This is a genomic window from Actinomyces faecalis (genome assembly GCF_013184985.2).
GTDB lineage: Bacteria > Actinomycetota > Actinomycetes > Actinomycetales > Actinomycetaceae > Actinomyces > Actinomyces faecalis.
In genome coordinates this window covers 2156877-2173592 of sequence record NZ_CP063418.1, presented here as the reverse complement: position 1 = coordinate 2173592, position 16716 = coordinate 2156877, and the positions used below count along the sequence as shown (strand labels likewise).

Annotated in this window: 11 protein-coding genes; 7 read left to right on the top strand and 4 right to left on the bottom strand. The window is 62.2% G+C overall.

Features of this window, described 5'->3' with window-relative positions:
* Nucleotides 1-1185 (top strand): multiple monosaccharide ABC transporter permease, encoded by a 1185-nt coding sequence (mmsB, locus tag HRL51_RS09365; RefSeq protein ID WP_172119503.1) that lies wholly within the window; start codon nucleotides 1-3, stop codon nucleotides 1183-1185.
* Nucleotides 1186-1383: 198 nt separating this feature from the next.
* Here mmsB and HRL51_RS12020 read toward each other — a convergent pair whose 3' ends face one another.
* The 3 genes from HRL51_RS12020 to HRL51_RS09350 all read right to left on the bottom strand — a co-directional run bounded on the left by HRL51_RS12020 (nucleotide 1384) and on the right by HRL51_RS09350 (nucleotide 7394).
* Nucleotides 1384-1659, bottom strand: a complete 276-nt coding sequence (locus tag HRL51_RS12020; protein WP_172119504.1) for an integrase core domain-containing protein — start codon at nucleotides 1657-1659, stop codon at nucleotides 1384-1386.
* 840 nt (nucleotides 1660-2499) lie between these two features.
* Entirely contained in the window at nucleotides 2500-6189 is a 3690-nt protein-coding gene (locus tag HRL51_RS09355) for an Ig-like domain-containing protein (protein ID WP_172191443.1), read from the bottom strand.
* 110 nt (nucleotides 6190-6299) lie between these two features.
* The gene (locus HRL51_RS09350; protein WP_244960154.1) at nucleotides 6300-7394 is read right to left on the bottom strand and encodes a LacI family DNA-binding transcriptional regulator; all 1095 of its coding nucleotides are present in this window, start codon (nucleotides 7392-7394) and stop codon (nucleotides 6300-6302) included.
* 132 nt (nucleotides 7395-7526) lie between these two features.
* Between HRL51_RS09350 and HRL51_RS09345 the strand changes: the two genes are divergently transcribed.
* The 4 genes from HRL51_RS09345 to HRL51_RS09330 all read left to right on the top strand — a co-directional run bounded on the left by HRL51_RS09345 (nucleotide 7527) and on the right by HRL51_RS09330 (nucleotide 13027).
* Entirely contained in the window at nucleotides 7527-8453 is a 927-nt protein-coding gene (locus HRL51_RS09345; RefSeq protein ID WP_172191441.1) for a carbohydrate ABC transporter permease, read from the top strand.
* Nucleotides 8454-8456: 3 nt separating this feature from the next.
* Nucleotides 8457-9353 carry a carbohydrate ABC transporter permease gene (locus HRL51_RS09340; protein ID WP_172191439.1) on the top strand — a complete coding sequence of 299 codons (897 nt, stop codon included), beginning with the start codon at nucleotides 8457-8459 and terminating at the stop codon, nucleotides 9351-9353.
* An 85-nt stretch (nucleotides 9354-9438) separates the two neighbouring features.
* Entirely contained in the window at nucleotides 9439-10794 is a 1356-nt protein-coding gene (locus HRL51_RS09335; protein ID WP_172191437.1) for an ABC transporter substrate-binding protein, read from the top strand.
* 163 nt (nucleotides 10795-10957) lie between these two features.
* Nucleotides 10958-13027 (top strand): beta-galactosidase, encoded by a 2070-nt coding sequence (locus HRL51_RS09330; protein WP_172191435.1) that lies wholly within the window; start codon nucleotides 10958-10960, stop codon nucleotides 13025-13027.
* 167 nt (nucleotides 13028-13194) lie between these two features.
* On the opposite strand, the gene HRL51_RS09325 is transcribed toward HRL51_RS09330, so the two are convergent.
* The gene (locus HRL51_RS09325) at nucleotides 13195-14211 is read right to left on the bottom strand and encodes a LacI family DNA-binding transcriptional regulator (protein ID WP_172191433.1); all 1017 of its coding nucleotides are present in this window, start codon (nucleotides 14209-14211) and stop codon (nucleotides 13195-13197) included.
* A 135-nt stretch (nucleotides 14212-14346) separates the two neighbouring features.
* Here HRL51_RS09325 and HRL51_RS09320 point away from each other — a divergent pair, with 135 nt between their 5' ends.
* A complete protein-coding gene (locus HRL51_RS09320) occupies nucleotides 14347-15720 on the top strand; it encodes an ABC transporter substrate-binding protein (RefSeq protein WP_172191431.1) in 1374 nt (457 codons plus the stop codon).
* A gap of 164 nt (nucleotides 15721-15884) precedes the next feature.
* Nucleotides 15885-16706 (top strand): carbohydrate ABC transporter permease, encoded by an 822-nt coding sequence (locus HRL51_RS09315; protein ID WP_218957629.1) that lies wholly within the window; start codon nucleotides 15885-15887, stop codon nucleotides 16704-16706.
* Nucleotides 16707-16716: the final 10 nt, after the last annotated feature.

Sequence of the window (16716 nt, the reverse complement as noted above, 5' to 3'; positions counted from 1 at the left end):
ATGGCCGAAACGCTCCAATCTCTCAGGCGTGCCCTGAGCACTAATCTGCGGCAGGGAGGCCTCGTCGTCGCTCTCGTTGCGATCATTGTCCTGTTCGCGGTGCTGACTGACGGGCAGATCCTGTCCGCCCAGAACGTCTCGAACATCATCGTCCAGAACGCCTATGTGCTTGTCCTGGCCATCGGCATGCTCTTTGCGATCCTCATGGCAGACATCGACCTGTCCGTGGGGTCAGTGGTGGCGCTGACAGGTGCTGTCGCGGGAGTTGTCACGGTCAACCATGGGATGCCGTGGCCTGTGGCTGTCCTTGCCGCGCTGGGAACCGGACTGCTGGTTGGCGTCTGGCAAGGCTTCTGGATCGCCTTCGTTGGTATCCCTGCCTTCATCGTGACGCTGGCCGGCATGCTGATCTTCCGCGGGCTGACGATGATTGTTCTTAACAACCTGTCGATCTCTCCCTTCCCTAACGGCTTCCGTGAGATCTCCTCGGGCTACCTCAACGGGCTCCTAGGAGGATACGGATACGACCTGTTCACGTTGGTGCTGGTGGGACTGATCCTGGTTGCCTTTGTCCTCGGTGAGCTGCGCAGCCGCCGACGCTCCGTGCGCAATGACGTACCTGTGCCTGCCATGGGGGTGTGGATCGCCAAGCTCGCGGTGGTCTGCGTTGTCGGCATGGCTTTTGCGTGGAAGATAGCCACCTACAAGGGGACGCCGTATGTACTCATTATCCTGGCGGTCCTGATCCTCGCATACTCCTTCGTCGCGAACCGCACGGTGATCGGGCGTCAGATCTACGCCATCGGTGGCAACAAGGAGGCCGCGGCTCTGTCCGGTGTCAAGGTCCAGTGGGTTCGCTTCTGGGTCTTTGTGAACAACGGTGTGCTGTGTGCTCTGGCGGGCATTATCTTCACCTCTCGCCTCAACATGGCCGGCCCCAAGGCTGGCACCGGGTTTGAGCTTGACGCGATCGCGGCGTGCTTCATCGGCGGCGCAGCGGTAACTGGTGGAATCGGCACAGTGGTTGGTGCGATCATCGGCGGCCTTGTCATGGCTGTGATGAACAACGGCATGTCCCTCATGGGTGTCGGCATTGACTACCAGCAGGCGATCAAGGGCCTGGTGGTTCTTGGTGCGGTTGCCTTCGACTTGGTCAACAAGAAACGTGCGGCCAAGGCCGTGTGAGTCTCGTACCTGCCCGTGCAGGTGTGGTGGGTACCTTCATACGGGAAGGGCCCACCACACCTGTCTTGGCCAGCTCGTTGGGGTGTCGAGGCCTGCTGCACTCAGGCTCGTGGAGGCGCCGCCGAGGCCCGGACCATGAATGAGGCGGGAACTAGCTGGATGCTGGTTGGAGTGGTCTGGGAATTAGGTCTAGTGGGTTTAAGTGTTGACCGTGTTTTCTTGTTTCCATTGTTCCGCGTACCGTCGTGGGCTGAGGTAGCCCAGGCAGGGGTGCGGATGGAAGTCGTTGTAGCGTCGTGACCACTGGGCCACGAGGGCTCGGGCGTGGGCTAGGTTGTCGATACTGTTGTCCTCCGAGAGCTCGTCACGTATCCGGTTGTGGAATGACTCGACGTACCCGCCTAGCCAGGACTGGACCGGGCGGGATAGACGCCTGGATCGTCCCGTCCCGCCTGGCTCACGTGTCGAGGGCACGGGTGATGAATTCTGACCCGTTATCCATCCGGGTCACCCGCGCTCGCCCACTATGGTCCAGACAGGCCACGTCCAGCAGCTCAATCACCGAAACAGTGTCAGGCTTGCGGTCAGTCCCAAAGGCGAGGTGCTCGCGCGTGAGCTCATCAACGACCCTTCGACGCGTTTACGCTTCCGACGCGGCAGCACCCGTAGGCCTTCCTCGCGCCACAGGCGGCGGAACGTTTCCCGGTACACCCCATACCCCTGTTCGAGAGCGTTGACCCAGGCGCGCTGGTGTCCCCGGCGGTGGGCTGGTCTGAGAGGCTTCCCTCCGACAGCTCCTTCCATGCTGCCTTCTCCAGCTCGGCCTGACCAAGGAGCCGCTTGAGGCGCGTGTTCTCCTCACGCAGTCGCTGCGGCTCTGTGGCTGCGCTCTTGGTCATCGACCTATACGTTGACTGCCACCGGTTCAGCCTATGGGTTGCTGACCCCTGGCTGCGTGAGGACCTGAGCCGTGGTCGACCCTGACTCCTTCATCTCCCGCGCCTTATCCAGCTGACGAACGATCTGTTCGGGAGTGTGCTTGCTGAGCTTCTTCACCATTCATCCATCCTCCCCACCCACAGGTAGGGCATCAATGGACAACAGTCAAGTCGCCTGGACCTAAAAAGCTAGGGCACTCCATCGTGGTGGAGTTCGCATCCTACCCGCCGGATACTTTCGAATACGACAAAATTGAGTTTTCTCTACTTGAGGTGGAGCAATCCGCCACTTCAGTTGCTCCATCCACGGAAAGGTTCTCAATGCTTTGGGGGTGGGAGGAATCCACCCACCCCCAAAGCATTGAGAACCCGCTGATTAGGCCTGACGACGTCTGCGTCCGACAAGGGCCGAGCCGGCTAGGAACAGGGCTGCGGCTGCCGTCAGCAGTGAGCTGTCGACGCCAGTGCGTGTCAGAGAACCGTTCTCGGAGTATGCACCTGATGTGGCCTGACCGTGCTGATCGGTATCACGACGAGGTGTCTTCTCTGATGCCAGCGACGTTGCTTTCGATGGTGTGTCCTTGCCCGGCGGGTCGGTTGGGATCGGCGGGTCGGCCGGGTCCTGCGGGGCATCGGGATCGTCCTGTTCTCGAGGATCCTCAGGATCTTGCGGCCCTTCGGACTCAGCAGGGTCCTCGGGACCCGCTGTAGGAGGGGATAGATTGATGGACACGGTATACACCGTCGTCGACCCGTCTGGGGCGGTGACAGTGAGTGTCGTTGTCCCATGTGCGTCCTGGGAAGAAGACACTGTCGCGTCCTGATCTGTGGGAATCGCGACAATGGAAGGCTGCTCGGTTCCGGCCGCGCTCAGCTCATAAGACGTGTGAGAAGGGTTGAAGCCTTCAACGTCCGCCCCGTCAACGGTCAGCCTGGCGAGGGACGAGACCGAGGAAGGAGCAGGCTGCAGGGCGTTAATCTCCACCTCGGAGAGGATCATGTGCGTCTGCGGCCGTGCGGTCAGTGTGAAGCGTATCGCCTTGGCCTGAACCGCATCGAAATCGACAGTGACCACCGGTGCCTGGTCACTGTCAGGCACAGGGACCTCATGGGCAGGGAGCCAAGCATCTGTGGCCTCGCTGTGGGTGGACGTGGCTCCCTCTGCGGGCAGGTATTCGGCCAGGATAGATACGGGCCAGCTCTTGGATTCTCCGTCCTTATAGAAGAATAGGCTGGCATCCTTGATGGTCTCTGCCCGAGCCAGGGTGTAGGTCAGCGTGTCTGTGGTGTTCTTCGCTCCAGACCGCCAGTTTGACCACGCCTTGTCTGTTCGGATCCCATTGACCGTCCCGTCTGTGGAGTATCCGGGCTCAACAAAAGAAGCGGATGTGCGTGAACTGGGGGCAATATTGGTAGGTACGGCCTCAACCACGAGGATGTTGAGTCGCGCTTCCAGCTGCGCGCCTCCCGACACTGCGGTTCCGGCTACGGGGTAGATCCCCGGTGTGTCTAGGTACTCCTGAGTGAGGCCGGACAGGTCCCACGTTACTGGAGCCTGAAAGCGAAAGGCAGAGGAGCCAGCCTGGGCTGGCACCGTCGTCGGTAAGATCGCTTTGGCGTCGGCGAGCTTTGTACCGACGGCGAGGGTCACACTTGTAGGATCGGTGCTGCTTGCAGGGCCAACTTCCACACGCGCCTTGGCGTTGTCGAAAGCAGCACCGTACTGGTCCGTGCCGCTTCCAGTGATTGTCACCGTCCCAGGAGTACTCCAGTCTGCCTCCTCGAGATTCCAGGTCACGGTAACAGCTGAACCTGCACCATCGGCGTACAGTGGAGTCACCGTGCTCGGCAGCGTGGGAGCCTGAGCGACCGCGGTATTCACAGTCACAGGCTTAAATCCTGAGATGGTCACGTCGCGGGCGGTCCACCGCTGGTTGCCACCGCCGTTGGACGTGTAGGTGCCAACGCGGCTGCCGGGCTCGCGAGCCTGTCCATTGACCTCCGCCACTACCGGCTCGGTCGCAGAGACAAGAGAAAGATCAACGCCATTGGTCGTTGTCACGATCCACGATCGTGCCTGGGGGGAAACCTCTTCCGGGTCGATTGCGGCTGCGGAACCGTCGACGTTGGCCAGGACCTGACCGCGGACATTGGTCAGCGTCACCTTCTGCTCGTTAGTGCCACTACCGGACAGAGTTGTCACGCGCCACACCTGGTCGGCTGCCGTCTCTGCGGCTGTGTTGTCAATGACGATGCCTCGGTCTTTGGCAGTTAGGCTCAGTCCGGATTGGACCCCGCGCAGATCATAAGAATGGCCGTCTTTCAGTAGCGGTGCGTCGTCGGCAATACCGGTGGCGCCATCAATGACGAAGGTGGTCACTGAGCGGGCAGGAACTGTCAGCGTGGCGGTGGCTGTAGCCTGATCCACTGCCACAGGGGTCCCTTTGACCAGCGCATTGGCTGTGGGCCTGTCTGCAGGCGACTGTGTTGTCACCACGGGGGTTACCGTGGCGCCCGCGACCGAAGCGAATCGGGACAGGTCCAGGGCGACGGTACGCTCTTCGGAAGAGGAGTTGGTGTGGACGATGTCCACACCTGAGCCATCCGCCCGCACTGCTGCCGTTGACTCGTTGGAAGTGGTTGGGATCAGATGCGCGCCGGGACGGATGTAATGGGTGTAGTTACGAACTGTGTTGTACTTGGAGTTGGTCAGCACTTTGCATGAAGGATCCGCATCGCCATCAGCCAAGCGGCGAGCGGAGTTGCCGTTGGCGTCGCAGTCAAAGTCAATAAGGACTGACCCCCAGTTCAGCTTCTCCACCTTCTCCATGTTGTAAAGATCCTCAACCGGCTGCCAGAAGACCCAGGCACGTGGCTCCAGCTCGCGCAGGTCGTCGGCAATACGCTGGGCCATTCCCAAGCCATTGCCCATCTCGCTTAGGTCTAAGCCCTTGCCTGGACTCCAGTCGCCCTCAACCTCGCTCATCCACAGATTGGTGTTCTCGACCTTAGAGATATCGCGGACTACCTGGCGGTCGCTGGTGCTGTAGGTGTGAACGTTGTACTGGCCCACAGCTTGACGGGCATCGGCCGAGTAGGCCTGCCAGTTACGTACGAAGGTCGAGGGGTTGGTCTCATCCATGGCGGAGATGATCGCCTTGGTCTGAGTCCCGTTCTCGGCCAGGCGTGAGGCTAGGACCTGGATCATCTTGTCCTGGGCACGGGGGCCAATGTGCGCCCCCTCTTGGCGGGACTCTGAGGTTGGCCATCCGTTGGCCCCGATACGGCTTTGCCAGTAGTTGGTGTTGGGTTCGTTGAAGGGGTCAATGGTGGCGAAGGAGATACCGTGAACCTTTTCTAACTCGTCCACAACGGCGACAAGGTAATCTGCAAAGGCTTCCATGTCTGCCTCAGCCAGCTGTTCGGAGGTCGCGTTATTACGACCGCCGGAGACAAAACCTGAAGCAGTGAGGAAATAAGGTGGTGAGTTGGAGAAGGCCTCCCACTTGGTGATGTCCTTCTTCAAGGCGTCAATCCACCAGCGCTGGGTCCCATCGGCTTTAAGGTTGTAGGACGCCAGGTCATCCCCGTCCCAGGCTGAGCGATAGCGCTCACGGTCGGCGTAGGTTGAAGTGATTGGCCCCTGGGAGTCGGTGGCCTCGAGCTGTGGGTTCCACCACCCTTCGACGGCACCTCCAGGTCTTAGATAGGGAGGGACGTCGGAGGCGTCGCCGCCGCCAATGTTGTATCGCGCGATGTTGAGATTCAGGCCATCTTCTCCGAAGACCGCCTCCCTCAGCGTGTTACGGACATCGTCTGGGTAATCGCCAGTGGCATTGGCAAACCATGCTAGGGAAGTGCCCCATCCTTCGAAGGCTTCTGACTGGTAACTCGGGTTGGGGGTAATGGTGACATCCGGTGTGGCGGCAGTTGCCTGGGTGGGGGGTATCAGCGCGACGGCTCCGGTTCCTGCCAATGCAGTGATGGCGAGGAACGACAGGAACCGACGACGTAGGGAACGCGTCAGCATCAGTTCTCTCCCTTGAGTCAACGTCTGGTATTCCAATGATGGTTACGCAACCATTATTGGATGTGAGCATCCTCGCGTATGTGAGGGGTAGGCGTCAAGGGTGCAAGGATCTACTCAAGTAGATGAGTGAAGACTGCTGCCAGTTGTCAGGCTGGAGAGTGTGTGTGGCGGATATGTGCTCTGTCATGGCGAGGTGGTGCCGTCGATGCGCGTACCGTCAGAGAGGTTGGTACGAGCTCAATGCCGGTGGAGATCTCGTCGGTGGCGATCATGTGAGCCAATCTCGCCACGCAAACCCGGCCCAGCCCAGCGAAGTCCTGGTGGACAGTCGTCAGTGGAGGCGCGAAGTCGGCAGCCAAGGGGATGTCATCGAACCCAACGATGGACAGATCCTGCGGGATCCGTCGTCCAGCCTCCTCGGCTGCGTGTATCACGCCCAGTGCCATCTCGTCGTTGGCGCAGAAGACCGCAGTGCAGTCGGGGTCCTCCATTAGTATGCGGCCGGCTGCATATCCGGATGAAGCACTCCAGTTTCCCGTCAAGGGTGCGGGGATTTCGCGGCCCGCCTCAGTCAGCACGGTGCGCCACGCGGTCTCTCGACGTATGGCTGAGTATGAGTGGGCGGGGCCGGTGATGTGGTGGACTGTGCGGTGCCCTAGGGCCAGTAGATGTTCAACTGCGGAACGGGTGCCAGCAGCTTGATCAGTGTCGACCACAGCGTGATCGGGTCCCAGCGCGGAGTCCACGACGACCAGGTGGCTGACGTCAGGAAGAGCGAAGGAGGTGCCTGCTGCCCCTTCCGGAGCGGACTCCATGACGAGGATGACGCCGTCGACGAGCATCTCCTCCAGGCGGTTGAAGGCCCCGGAGAGCGAGTCCGCCGTACGGGACTGTGGGGACAGGAGGGTCACGGTGTAGCCGTGGGCGGCAGCTGACTCCGAGATCGCCGCGAGGGTCGAGGTGTTGCCGACCGTGGTCAGGTCGAACATGACGACACCGATGTTGCGGAAGGAACCACGCTTGAGGGCCCGTGCGGCTGCGTTAGGACGGTAGCCCAGCTGTCTCATGGCGGCGACCACGCGCTCGCGGGTAGCGGGTACGACGCCCTCATAGCCGTTAGAGACACGAGAGACGGTCTGGGGTGAGACTCCTGCGGCCTCAGCAACGTCGGCCATGGAGACCTGACGGCGTCTCCGGGGTGGCACGGGGACCTCCTGACGCTGGGAAGTGGTAGTTGACACGGTATCGATCCGTGTGCCAGGGTAACACCCATCCCAGATGTTTACGTGAACATCATTGCAACGAGTGGTTTTGACGTAAACATTGGAAATCTGTGGGGCACACTCGCTCACTGCAGAGACGGAAGGACGAAGATGTCGGTAAACTCTCTTGCCGCGCGCGCTGTCACGGACGGCGGTACGCGGGCGCCGTCGCGGCGCCAGCGCAGGCGCTGGACAGGCTGGGGCTTCGTGGGCCCCTTCATGGCGGTCTTCGTCTTTGTATTCCTCGCTCCGATCGCCTACTCGATCTACCTGAGCCTGTTCCAGAAGCGCATGATCGGCGGCAACCAGTTCGTCGGTGCAGACAATTACGTCCAACTCCTCGGGGACGCTCAGTTCTGGGAGGCCTTCCGCCGCGTGACGCTCTTTCTCGTGGTCCAGGTGCCGATCATGCTCTTCCTGTCGCTGTTGGCGGCATTGGCTATCGACTCCTTGAAGCTGTGGGGCACCGCGTTCTTCAGGGTGTCGATCTTTATGCCCTACGCCGTCCCGGCCGTCGTGGCTGCGTTGATGTGGGGATTTATGTACGGCAACAGGTTCGGGCTCGTGGGTTCGCTGTCGGACCTGCTGGGGGTCTCCCTCCCGGACCCGCTGGGATCCGAGGTCATCCTCGTCTCGATCGGCAACATCGTGACCTGGGAGTTCCTTGGCTACAACATGCTGATCTTCTACTCCTCGCTCAAGACCATCCCGCACAGCCTCTACGAGGCAGCAGCGATCGACGGTGCGAGCGAGTGGCGGATCGTGACCGCGATCAAGGTTCCGGCACTGCGAGGCGCTCTGGGGATCGCGACGATCTTCTCGATCATCGGTTCCTTCCAGCTGTTCAACGAGCCGTCCATCCTTCAGAACCTGGCGCCGAACGCAATCACCACCTACTACACGCCTAACTACTATGCCTACAACCTCTCTTTCGCGGGCCAGCAGTACAACTACTCCGCGACGGTTGCCATTGTCATGGGCCTGATCACCATGGCGGTGGCGTACGTGGTCCAGCTGCGTGGAAGTCGGGAGAGCTGAGCAATGACCAAGAAGACGTCGCACCCTGCTGTCGCCCACCGCGGCTACAACGTCGAGAATCCTCGCAAGAGCTGGCCTCTGACGCTCGCTATGGGCCTCATGCTGATTTACACCTACCTGCCCCTGCTGTGGCTCTTCATCTCCTCCACCAAGACCCAGGGTGACCTGTTCTCAACCTTCGGGCTCTGGTTCGGGAACGACTTCGCCTTGTGGGACAACATCCGTGACACCCTGACCTACAACGACGGACAGTTCCTTCGGTGGTTCGTGAATACGCTGCTCTATGTCGTGCTCGGCGCCGGTGGGTCGGTGGTCCTGTCGGTGCTCGCGGGATACGGCCTGGCGAAGTTCGACTTCCCAGGAAAAAACGCTGTCTTCGCTATCGTCATCGGGGCGGTGGCAGTCCCCGGCACGGCGCTGGCAGTGCCCACGTTCCTCATGTTCGCCAAGCTGGGTCTGACTAACACCCCGTGGTCAGTCATCATCCCCTCGCTCATCTCACCGTTCGGCCTCTACCTGATGTGGCAATTCACCCGGGACGCGGTGCCCACTGAGCTGATCGAGGCGGCGCGTATCGACGGGGCGAGCGAGTTGCGGACGTTCCGACAGGTCGCCCTCCCTCTCCTGGGGCCTGGCATTGTGACAGTCGCCCTGTTCGCGATCGTGGCAACCTGGAACAACTACTTCCTTCCGCTCATCATGCTAAAGGACGCGGACTGGTACCCCCTGACGATCGGTCTGAACGCATGGAACGCACAGGCTGCCACGGCCGGTGGCGAGGCGATCTTCAACCTGGTCATCACGGCGTCGCTGCTCACGATCGTCCCGCTCATCGCAGCGTTCCTCGGTCTTCAGCGCTTCTGGCAGGCCGGCCTGGCGACGGGAGGGGTCAAGGAGTAGCCCGCTGCGACGTCGTCATCCCCTCTCAGTCCCCATCTGACACCTCACCAGCACCGCAAGGGTGCGAACTGGAAAGGAAACAACCATGACTGTCAACCGTCGAATGTTCCTACGCGCGACCTCTGCCGTCGCCGTGGCGGGAGTCGCCTCCGCAGCACTGGCGGCCTGCGGCTCTGGGAGCAAGGACTCGTCCGGCTCTGCTGCGGACGCAGATCCCTCGGCTGCGGCCGACGCCGCTGAGCAGGGCGGAGAGCTCCTCGTGTGGGCCTGGGACAACACGATCGAGCCCTGCGCCCAGGCCTTCATGGAGAAGTACCCGAAGGTCAAGGTCACCGTCACCAACGTCGGTACCTCCGCGGACCAGTACACCGCTCTGCAGAACGCGGTGTCAGCTGGCAAGGGTGGGCCGGACGTCGCGCAGATCGAGTACTTCGCTCTCCAGCAGTTCTCTATCTCAGAGTCGCTGGTGGACCTCACCGCCTTCGGGGCCGCCGAGTACGAGGGCACGTTCACCGAGGGACCTTGGAGCGCTGTGCGCAGCGGTGACGGCGTCTACGGCCTGCCCCTGGACTCCGGGCCGATGGCTATGTTCTATAACGAAGAGGTGTTCACCTCCCTCGGCGTCGAGGTGCCGACGACCTGGGACGAGTACCTCGACGCCGCACGCAAGATCCATGCGGCTGACCCCAGCAAGTACATCGCGGCTGACACCGGTGACGCGGGTGCCACGCTGTCCGGCCTATGGCAGGCCGGAGTGAGTCCGTACTCCGTGAAGGGGACCGAGGTCTCCATCGACTTCTCTGGTCCGGAGGCTGAGCGTTACGCCGAGTTGCAGACCACGATGATCAAGGAGGACCTGCTCGCCCCGATCTCGGGGTGGACGGACGAGTGGTTCCAGGGACTGGGTGACGGCACTATCGCGACGCTGGTGCTGGGTGCATGGATGCCCGGCAACTTCATCTCGTCCGTACCCCAGGCCTCGGGTAAGTGGCGGGTTGCTCCGCAGCCGCGCTGGGAGGCGGACAAGCCTGCCTGCGCTGAGAACGGCGGCTCCTCGCTGGCGGCGATGAAGGACTCCAAGAACCAGGCTCTTGCCTACGCGTTCATGCAGTTCTGCTCCGCGCAGGAGGGTATCCAGGTCCGTATCGATGGCGGAGCCTTCCCCTCGACGGTCGCTGAGCTGGAGTCTGAGGAGTTCCTGGGCAAGGAGTTCGAGTACTTCGGCGGTCAGAAGGCGAATGAGGTTCTGTCTCAGGCGGCCAAGGACGTGCTGCCGGGATGGACCTACCTGCCCTTCCAAGTGTACGCGAACTCGATCTTCAACGACCACGTGGGCAAGGCCTACACGTCCAAGGGCGCGACCACCATCAGCGACGGTCTGGCCTCCTGGCGTGACGCCTGCATCACCTACGGCAAGCAGCAGGGATTCACGATCGCCTGACGACGTGGCTGGCGTGCGCCAGCCACGGACAGATGGCGGGGCCGGGGTGGACGTGCACCATCCCGGCCCCGCCGTACAGCCAACCGTTTCCGCTCCTGAACCGCCGGTCTTAAGCCTGCCGGCGCACGTGCCCCCAACAGCCAACAGCATCTTGAAGGACCTCATGATCGCCAACGACAGCACTTCTCCCGGCTTCCCTCGACGTCCACTGGGTCTGGACGGTGCCAGGCGAGGACTTCACTTCGGGGCTGACTACAACCCGGACCAGTGGCCCCGCGAGGTCTGGGCCGAGGACATCGCCCTGATGGGACAAGCCGGAGTGACGGTGGTGACTCTGCCGGTATTCTCCTGGGCCCACATTCAGCCTGGCCCCGATACCTGGGACTTCGAGTGGCTCGACGAGATCATGGACATGATGGCTCAGGCGGGCATCGACGTCGACATGGCCACCTCCACCGCGTCGCCGCCGGCCTGGCTCACCCGTGCCCACCCGGAAGTCCTGCCCGTGACGAGGACCGGCGACACGCTGTGGCCGGGAGGCCGCCAGCAGTGGCGCCCGACCTCACCGATCTTCAGGCGCTACGCGCTGGACCTCGCACAGCGCCTGGCTCAGCGGTACGGCAGCCACCCAGCGCTGATCGCCTGGCACGTCAACAACGAGCTGGGATGCCACAACGCCTTTGACTACTCGGACGACGCCGCAGCCGCCTTCCGCCTCTGGCTGCGGGAGCGCTACGGGTCCCTGGACGCGCTCAACGAGGCGTGGGGCACGGCCTTCTGGTCCCAGACCTACTACGACTTCGAGGAGATCCTGCCACCGCGGCTGGCTGCCTCTGAGCCCAACCCCACCCAGCTGCTCGACTTCAGGCGCTTCTCCTCGGACGCCCTGCGTGACTACCTGAGGGCGGAGAGCGAGATTCTGCGTGAGGTGACCCCGCAGGTCCCGATCACCACGAACTTCATGGTGATGGGTGATGGTAACGCGATGGACTACCCGGGTTGGGCTGATGACGTCGACTTCGTCTCCAACGACCACTACCTCGAGCCTGGACCAGGTGCGATCGACGAGCTCGCCTTTTCCGCGTCCCTGACCTCCTCGATCGCAGGCCACCGTCCCTGGTGGCTCATGGAGCACTCGACCTCAGCCGTGAACTGGCGTGAGGTCAACCCGCCCAAGCGTCCGGGCGAGCTGGCTCGTGACGCCCTGACCCACCTGGGACACGGGGCGGACGCGATCTGCTTCTTTCAGTGGCGGGCCTCGAGGGTCGGCGCGGAGAAGTACCACGCCGCCCTGCTACCTCACGCCGGAGCGGACTCCCGTCTCTTCCGAGAGGTGGAGGCGCTGGGAGCGAGCCTGAAGGGGCTGGCAGAGCTTTCTGGATCCGACTCAGTGCGTGCTCGGGCGGGGATCGTGATCGACTACGAGTCCTGGTGGTCACTGACCCAGGAATTCCTACCCCACACCCACCTGGACTACCGCGGGCAGCTCCTGGAGTGGTACCGGGCGCTGCTGGACCTGGGCGTGCGGGTGGACGTGGTGAGCTCACGTGACGAGCTCGGTGACTACGACCTGCTCGTGGCTCCCCTGCTCCACCTGGTGCCGCAGGCACTGCGTGAGCGGCTGGAGCAGGCGGTTGAGGGCGGGACCCATCTTGTGACCACCTACTTTTCCGGCACCGCTGACGAGAACGATCACGTCCTCCTTGGTGGGTACCCGGGGGCGCTGCGGGAGCTGCTGGGCGTCCAGGTTGAGGAGCTCTCTCCGCTGCCTGATGACGAGCAGGTGCGGATTAGCGGAGGAGCGAGCGACGCCGTCGGCAGAACCTGGTGCGAGGTGGTTGACGTGACGGACGAGTCCGTCGCGGTGCTGCGACGTTATGAGGAGGCGCCCGGGATTCCCGGTGGCACTCCGGCGGTCACCCGCCGTCAGGTGGGTGCCGGTAGCGCGACCTACGTGTCGACCCGGCTGCAGGACGAGGCACTGGGGGCTCTGGTCCGCGAGCTCGCGGAGTCGGTCGGGCTCGGCGCTGAGCTGCCAGAGGCGGTACAGGGTGAGGCCATCGCCTCGCTGCGCCGCGGGAAGGATGCTGACTACTGGACGCTGACGAACCGGGGTCGCAAGGCCTTGGGAGACAGCCGTGACGTCGCAGCGAGCCTGGGCGGAAGGCTGCTGGCTGGTCCGGACGCCCTTGGCATCGGTGACGCCGTGGTGGTGCGTGTGGCGAGGGACTGAGACCGGGGCTCGTTGCATGCTTCATGCATGTACGGTCTACGTAGGGGTGGTCCTGCCTGAAGTGATTCAGGCAGGACCACCCTTCTCAGCGGCCTAGAGTCGACCTCAAGGCTGTCGTGTAACCACAGCGGTTCACCGTGATGCCACGTGGCGATCAGGGGTGGCGGCTAAGGCACCCGCGGTGGTGGAGCGGTTGATCCTCGGACCACGAGGTGCGTAGGCAGCTCCATGCCAAGACGCGGAGCGTGCGGGTCCTCGGAGAGGTCGATGACCATGCGGGTTGCCTCCTGCGCCATCTCCCGCAGGGGCTGGTGGACGGTGGTCATCGGTGGATCGACCCACTGGCAGAGGTCCACGTCGTCGAAGCCGATGACTGAGACGTCGGCAGGTACCCGCAATCCTGCCTCCTTGACGGCGCGGTAGACCCCATAGGCCTGTTCGTCCGAGCCGTTGAGGATGGCCGTGGGTCTCGGAGCCCGGTTGAGCAGCTCCGAGGCAAGGCGGCGTCCGCCTTCGAACAAGGAGTTGCCTGTCAGGACCAGGTCAGGATCGTAGGTGATCTGATGACGGCTGAGGACTGAACGGTAGGCGTCGAGGCGGTCACGGTGAGACAGGAGGTCCAGGGAGCCTGTAATGAAAGCAATGCGTTGGTGGCCCAGAGATATCAGGTGCTCAGTAGCGTCGCGTGAGCCCGCCCAGTCAGTGGCTGCCACAGTTGGAATACTCGGGTACTGCGTACCGGTCGGATTGATGAGGGCCACCGGGACCTTCAGCTGATGCATCTTGCGTTGGGTGACCTCCAGCAGCTCGGAAACGACGACGACGACACCGCTGGTTCCTCGTTGTACGAGGTGGTCGATCCAGTGGGCTCCGCCGACCGGGGCGCCGTGGGTTGCGGTGACGACGAGGTCCTTTCCTCGACGAGTGGCCTCTGTCTGGGCGCCGCTGACGAGCTCTGCTGCCCACTGCGTGTCCAGTCCGGAGATGACGAAGTCGACAAGGTGGCTGTTGCTTTGCCGTGGGGCGGAACGCTGTTCGTACCCCAGCTCAGCAATGATCGTCTCGATCTGCTGTCGTGTGGCGTCAGAGACGCCGGGGCGGCCGTTAAGCACCTTGGACACGGTGGGTGATGAGACCCCGGCCCGCTGTGCGATCTGGGCGATCGTGACCCGCTTGTCGGTCATGGTCCCTCCGCTCTTGACAGGTTCTGTGACAGGAACTACTTTATAGCCGTGCGAAAGAAAATAGAAACTTTCGTACATACCAATCACGGACAAGGACGTTCCTCCGCATGGGGTAGCGGGATTGGAGAGTTGACGATGAATGCTATCGCGAGAAAGTTTCTTGTGAGTCGGCGTAGTCTGGGGATGATTGCGCTCGCTTCCGCTGCAGCGGTCGGACTGTCTGCATGTGGTGACTCCTCACGGGAGCAGAAGGGGACAGCGACGAGTGGGGACATCACCTGGTGGGGGTGGACCCCGGATGCTGCCAATGCGGCCAAGCTCATTGCGGAGTTCAACAGGGAGTACCCCGAGATTCACGTCGAGTTCGTGTCCAAGCCCATTGACTCCTACGACTCTGTGCTAAGCCCTGCCATTACTTCGAAGGACGGGCCTGATGTCTTTAACGTGGCTCCCGGGTCAGCAAACGGTGGCGTCCAGGTGTATGAGGGCGGGGCTATTGACCTGACGAGTGCCGTGACGCAGGCGCTGGGTGAGGACTGGAGGAGCCAGCTTGCGCAGATCGGGGTCAATGGCTTGACCGTCGGCGAGAAGCTTGTGGGTCTGTCGGCAGGGGCTGTCTACTCAGGCGGCCTGTGGGTGAATCAGGACCTCTTTGATCGGTATGGTCTCTCGCACCCCACGACTTTCGAGGAGTGGAAGGCGGTATGTGCCAAGTTCGAGTCCCATGGTGTGGGCGGCTTCGTGCAGGGGGCCGGGCAGCACGCGTTCGACATGGACACCTATGAGGCGATCATGGAGAACATCCGGCCTGGCTCGTACATGGCTGCGGCGAAGGGAGAGATTCCCTTTACGGACCCGATCTTTAAGCAGGGGCTCGATATCTGGAGGCAGCTGTTCGATGAGGGAATCATGCAGGAAGGAGCGATCGGTCTGCAGCAGTACCCGGATGCCAATAACGCATTCATGGCGGGCAAGTACGCCATGATCATGATGGGGTCCTGGTACACCCAGTACGCGGTCAAGGACTCGATGGTGGCTGCTATGGAAGCCGCTGGAGTCTCTCACCCGGAGCCGTTCACGATGCTGCCTATCGACTTCCCTGACGTTGCTGGGACCGGAGAGGTAGGCCACTACTTCGGCGACGCTGACTACGGGGTGGCCGTCTCGGGTATGTCTGACCAGCAGGCGGCCGCGACAACGTTCGCCACGTGGTTGGCGACGAGTGAGCAGGGGCAGCAGGCGGTCGCGGACACTCTTAATGACGTGCCAGCGCTGTCGGGGATCTCTCCTGACTGGGAAGCGATTGACCTCGTTAATCCTGAGGTGCAGAGGCAGCCGCTGCAGGACTACACCGCCAAGGTGGCGAGGGCGACCTCGACGCGTTTTGCTGATGTCAGCTCGGACCTCAACAGCACCTACAAGGACGGTCTGATCGGGCTGGTCGCGGGAGAGATGGACGCCGAGGAGCTGCTGTCATCGCTTCAGGCGGTTGTCGATGCACAGGGGTGACAGGAGCCGAGAGCTGGGGTGTCGGGACTGCCTGAGCAGCGTCGACGAGACTTCGGAGGAGGTGCCTGAGCGTGGATGGTAGGCGGCCAAGGCGGGCGGCTCCAGCGCCGCCGCGTGCACGATCGCTTCAGACCTGGGGCTTGCCATGGGTGCTGCCTGCAGTAGTGCTTGTACTCGGCCTGATCTATTTCGCGATCGGGTATACCGGCTACGTCTCAACCCTGGACTGGAACGGATTTATTCTCTCGGCGCCCGATTTCGTTGGTCCGGAGAACTATCAGAAGATGGTCGGTGACGGAGTCTTCTGGGGGGCGCTGTGGCACACCCTATACTTTTTTGTCACTACTTTCGTGGTCCAGACATTCCTTGGGTTCACGATGGCGGCACTTCTCCACTCCAGGATCCGGCTGACGAATATCTACAAGCTCGTCGTCTTCACGCCTACGATCTTGGCTCCGGCAACCATGGCGCCGGTCTTTCGTCAGATATTTGACGCGGACGGCTACCTTAACGCGGCTCTCAGCACTGTGGGACTGGACGTCCTGACGCGTCCCTGGCTGGCGTCATCATCGACCGCAATGGGGGTGGTGATGCTCGTGACGGTCTGGCAGTGGACGGGAATGACATTCATCCTCTACTACGCGGCGATGAGCCAGATTGACTCTGAGGTTCTGGAGGCTGCTCGTATTGATGGCGCCGGCGGAATCCGCACTCTGTGGTCGATCGTGTGGCCTATGTGCAAGGGGACGACGGGGGCGCTCGCTATTCTCGGGATGGTCGGGGCGCTTAAGACCTTTGATGTTCCCTATCTGGTCACCAAGGGTGGCCCCAACCACGGGACCGAATTTCTTGGAACATATATCTACCAGATGATGGTCCAGCAGAAACACTTCGGGTACGCGGCCGCGCTGGCGGTCATTCTCTTGGTGCTTGCGATCACGGGCGGCGTGCTGAGCACGGTGCGCAGTCGCAGGGAGGTGGCGTGAGATGTTTGAT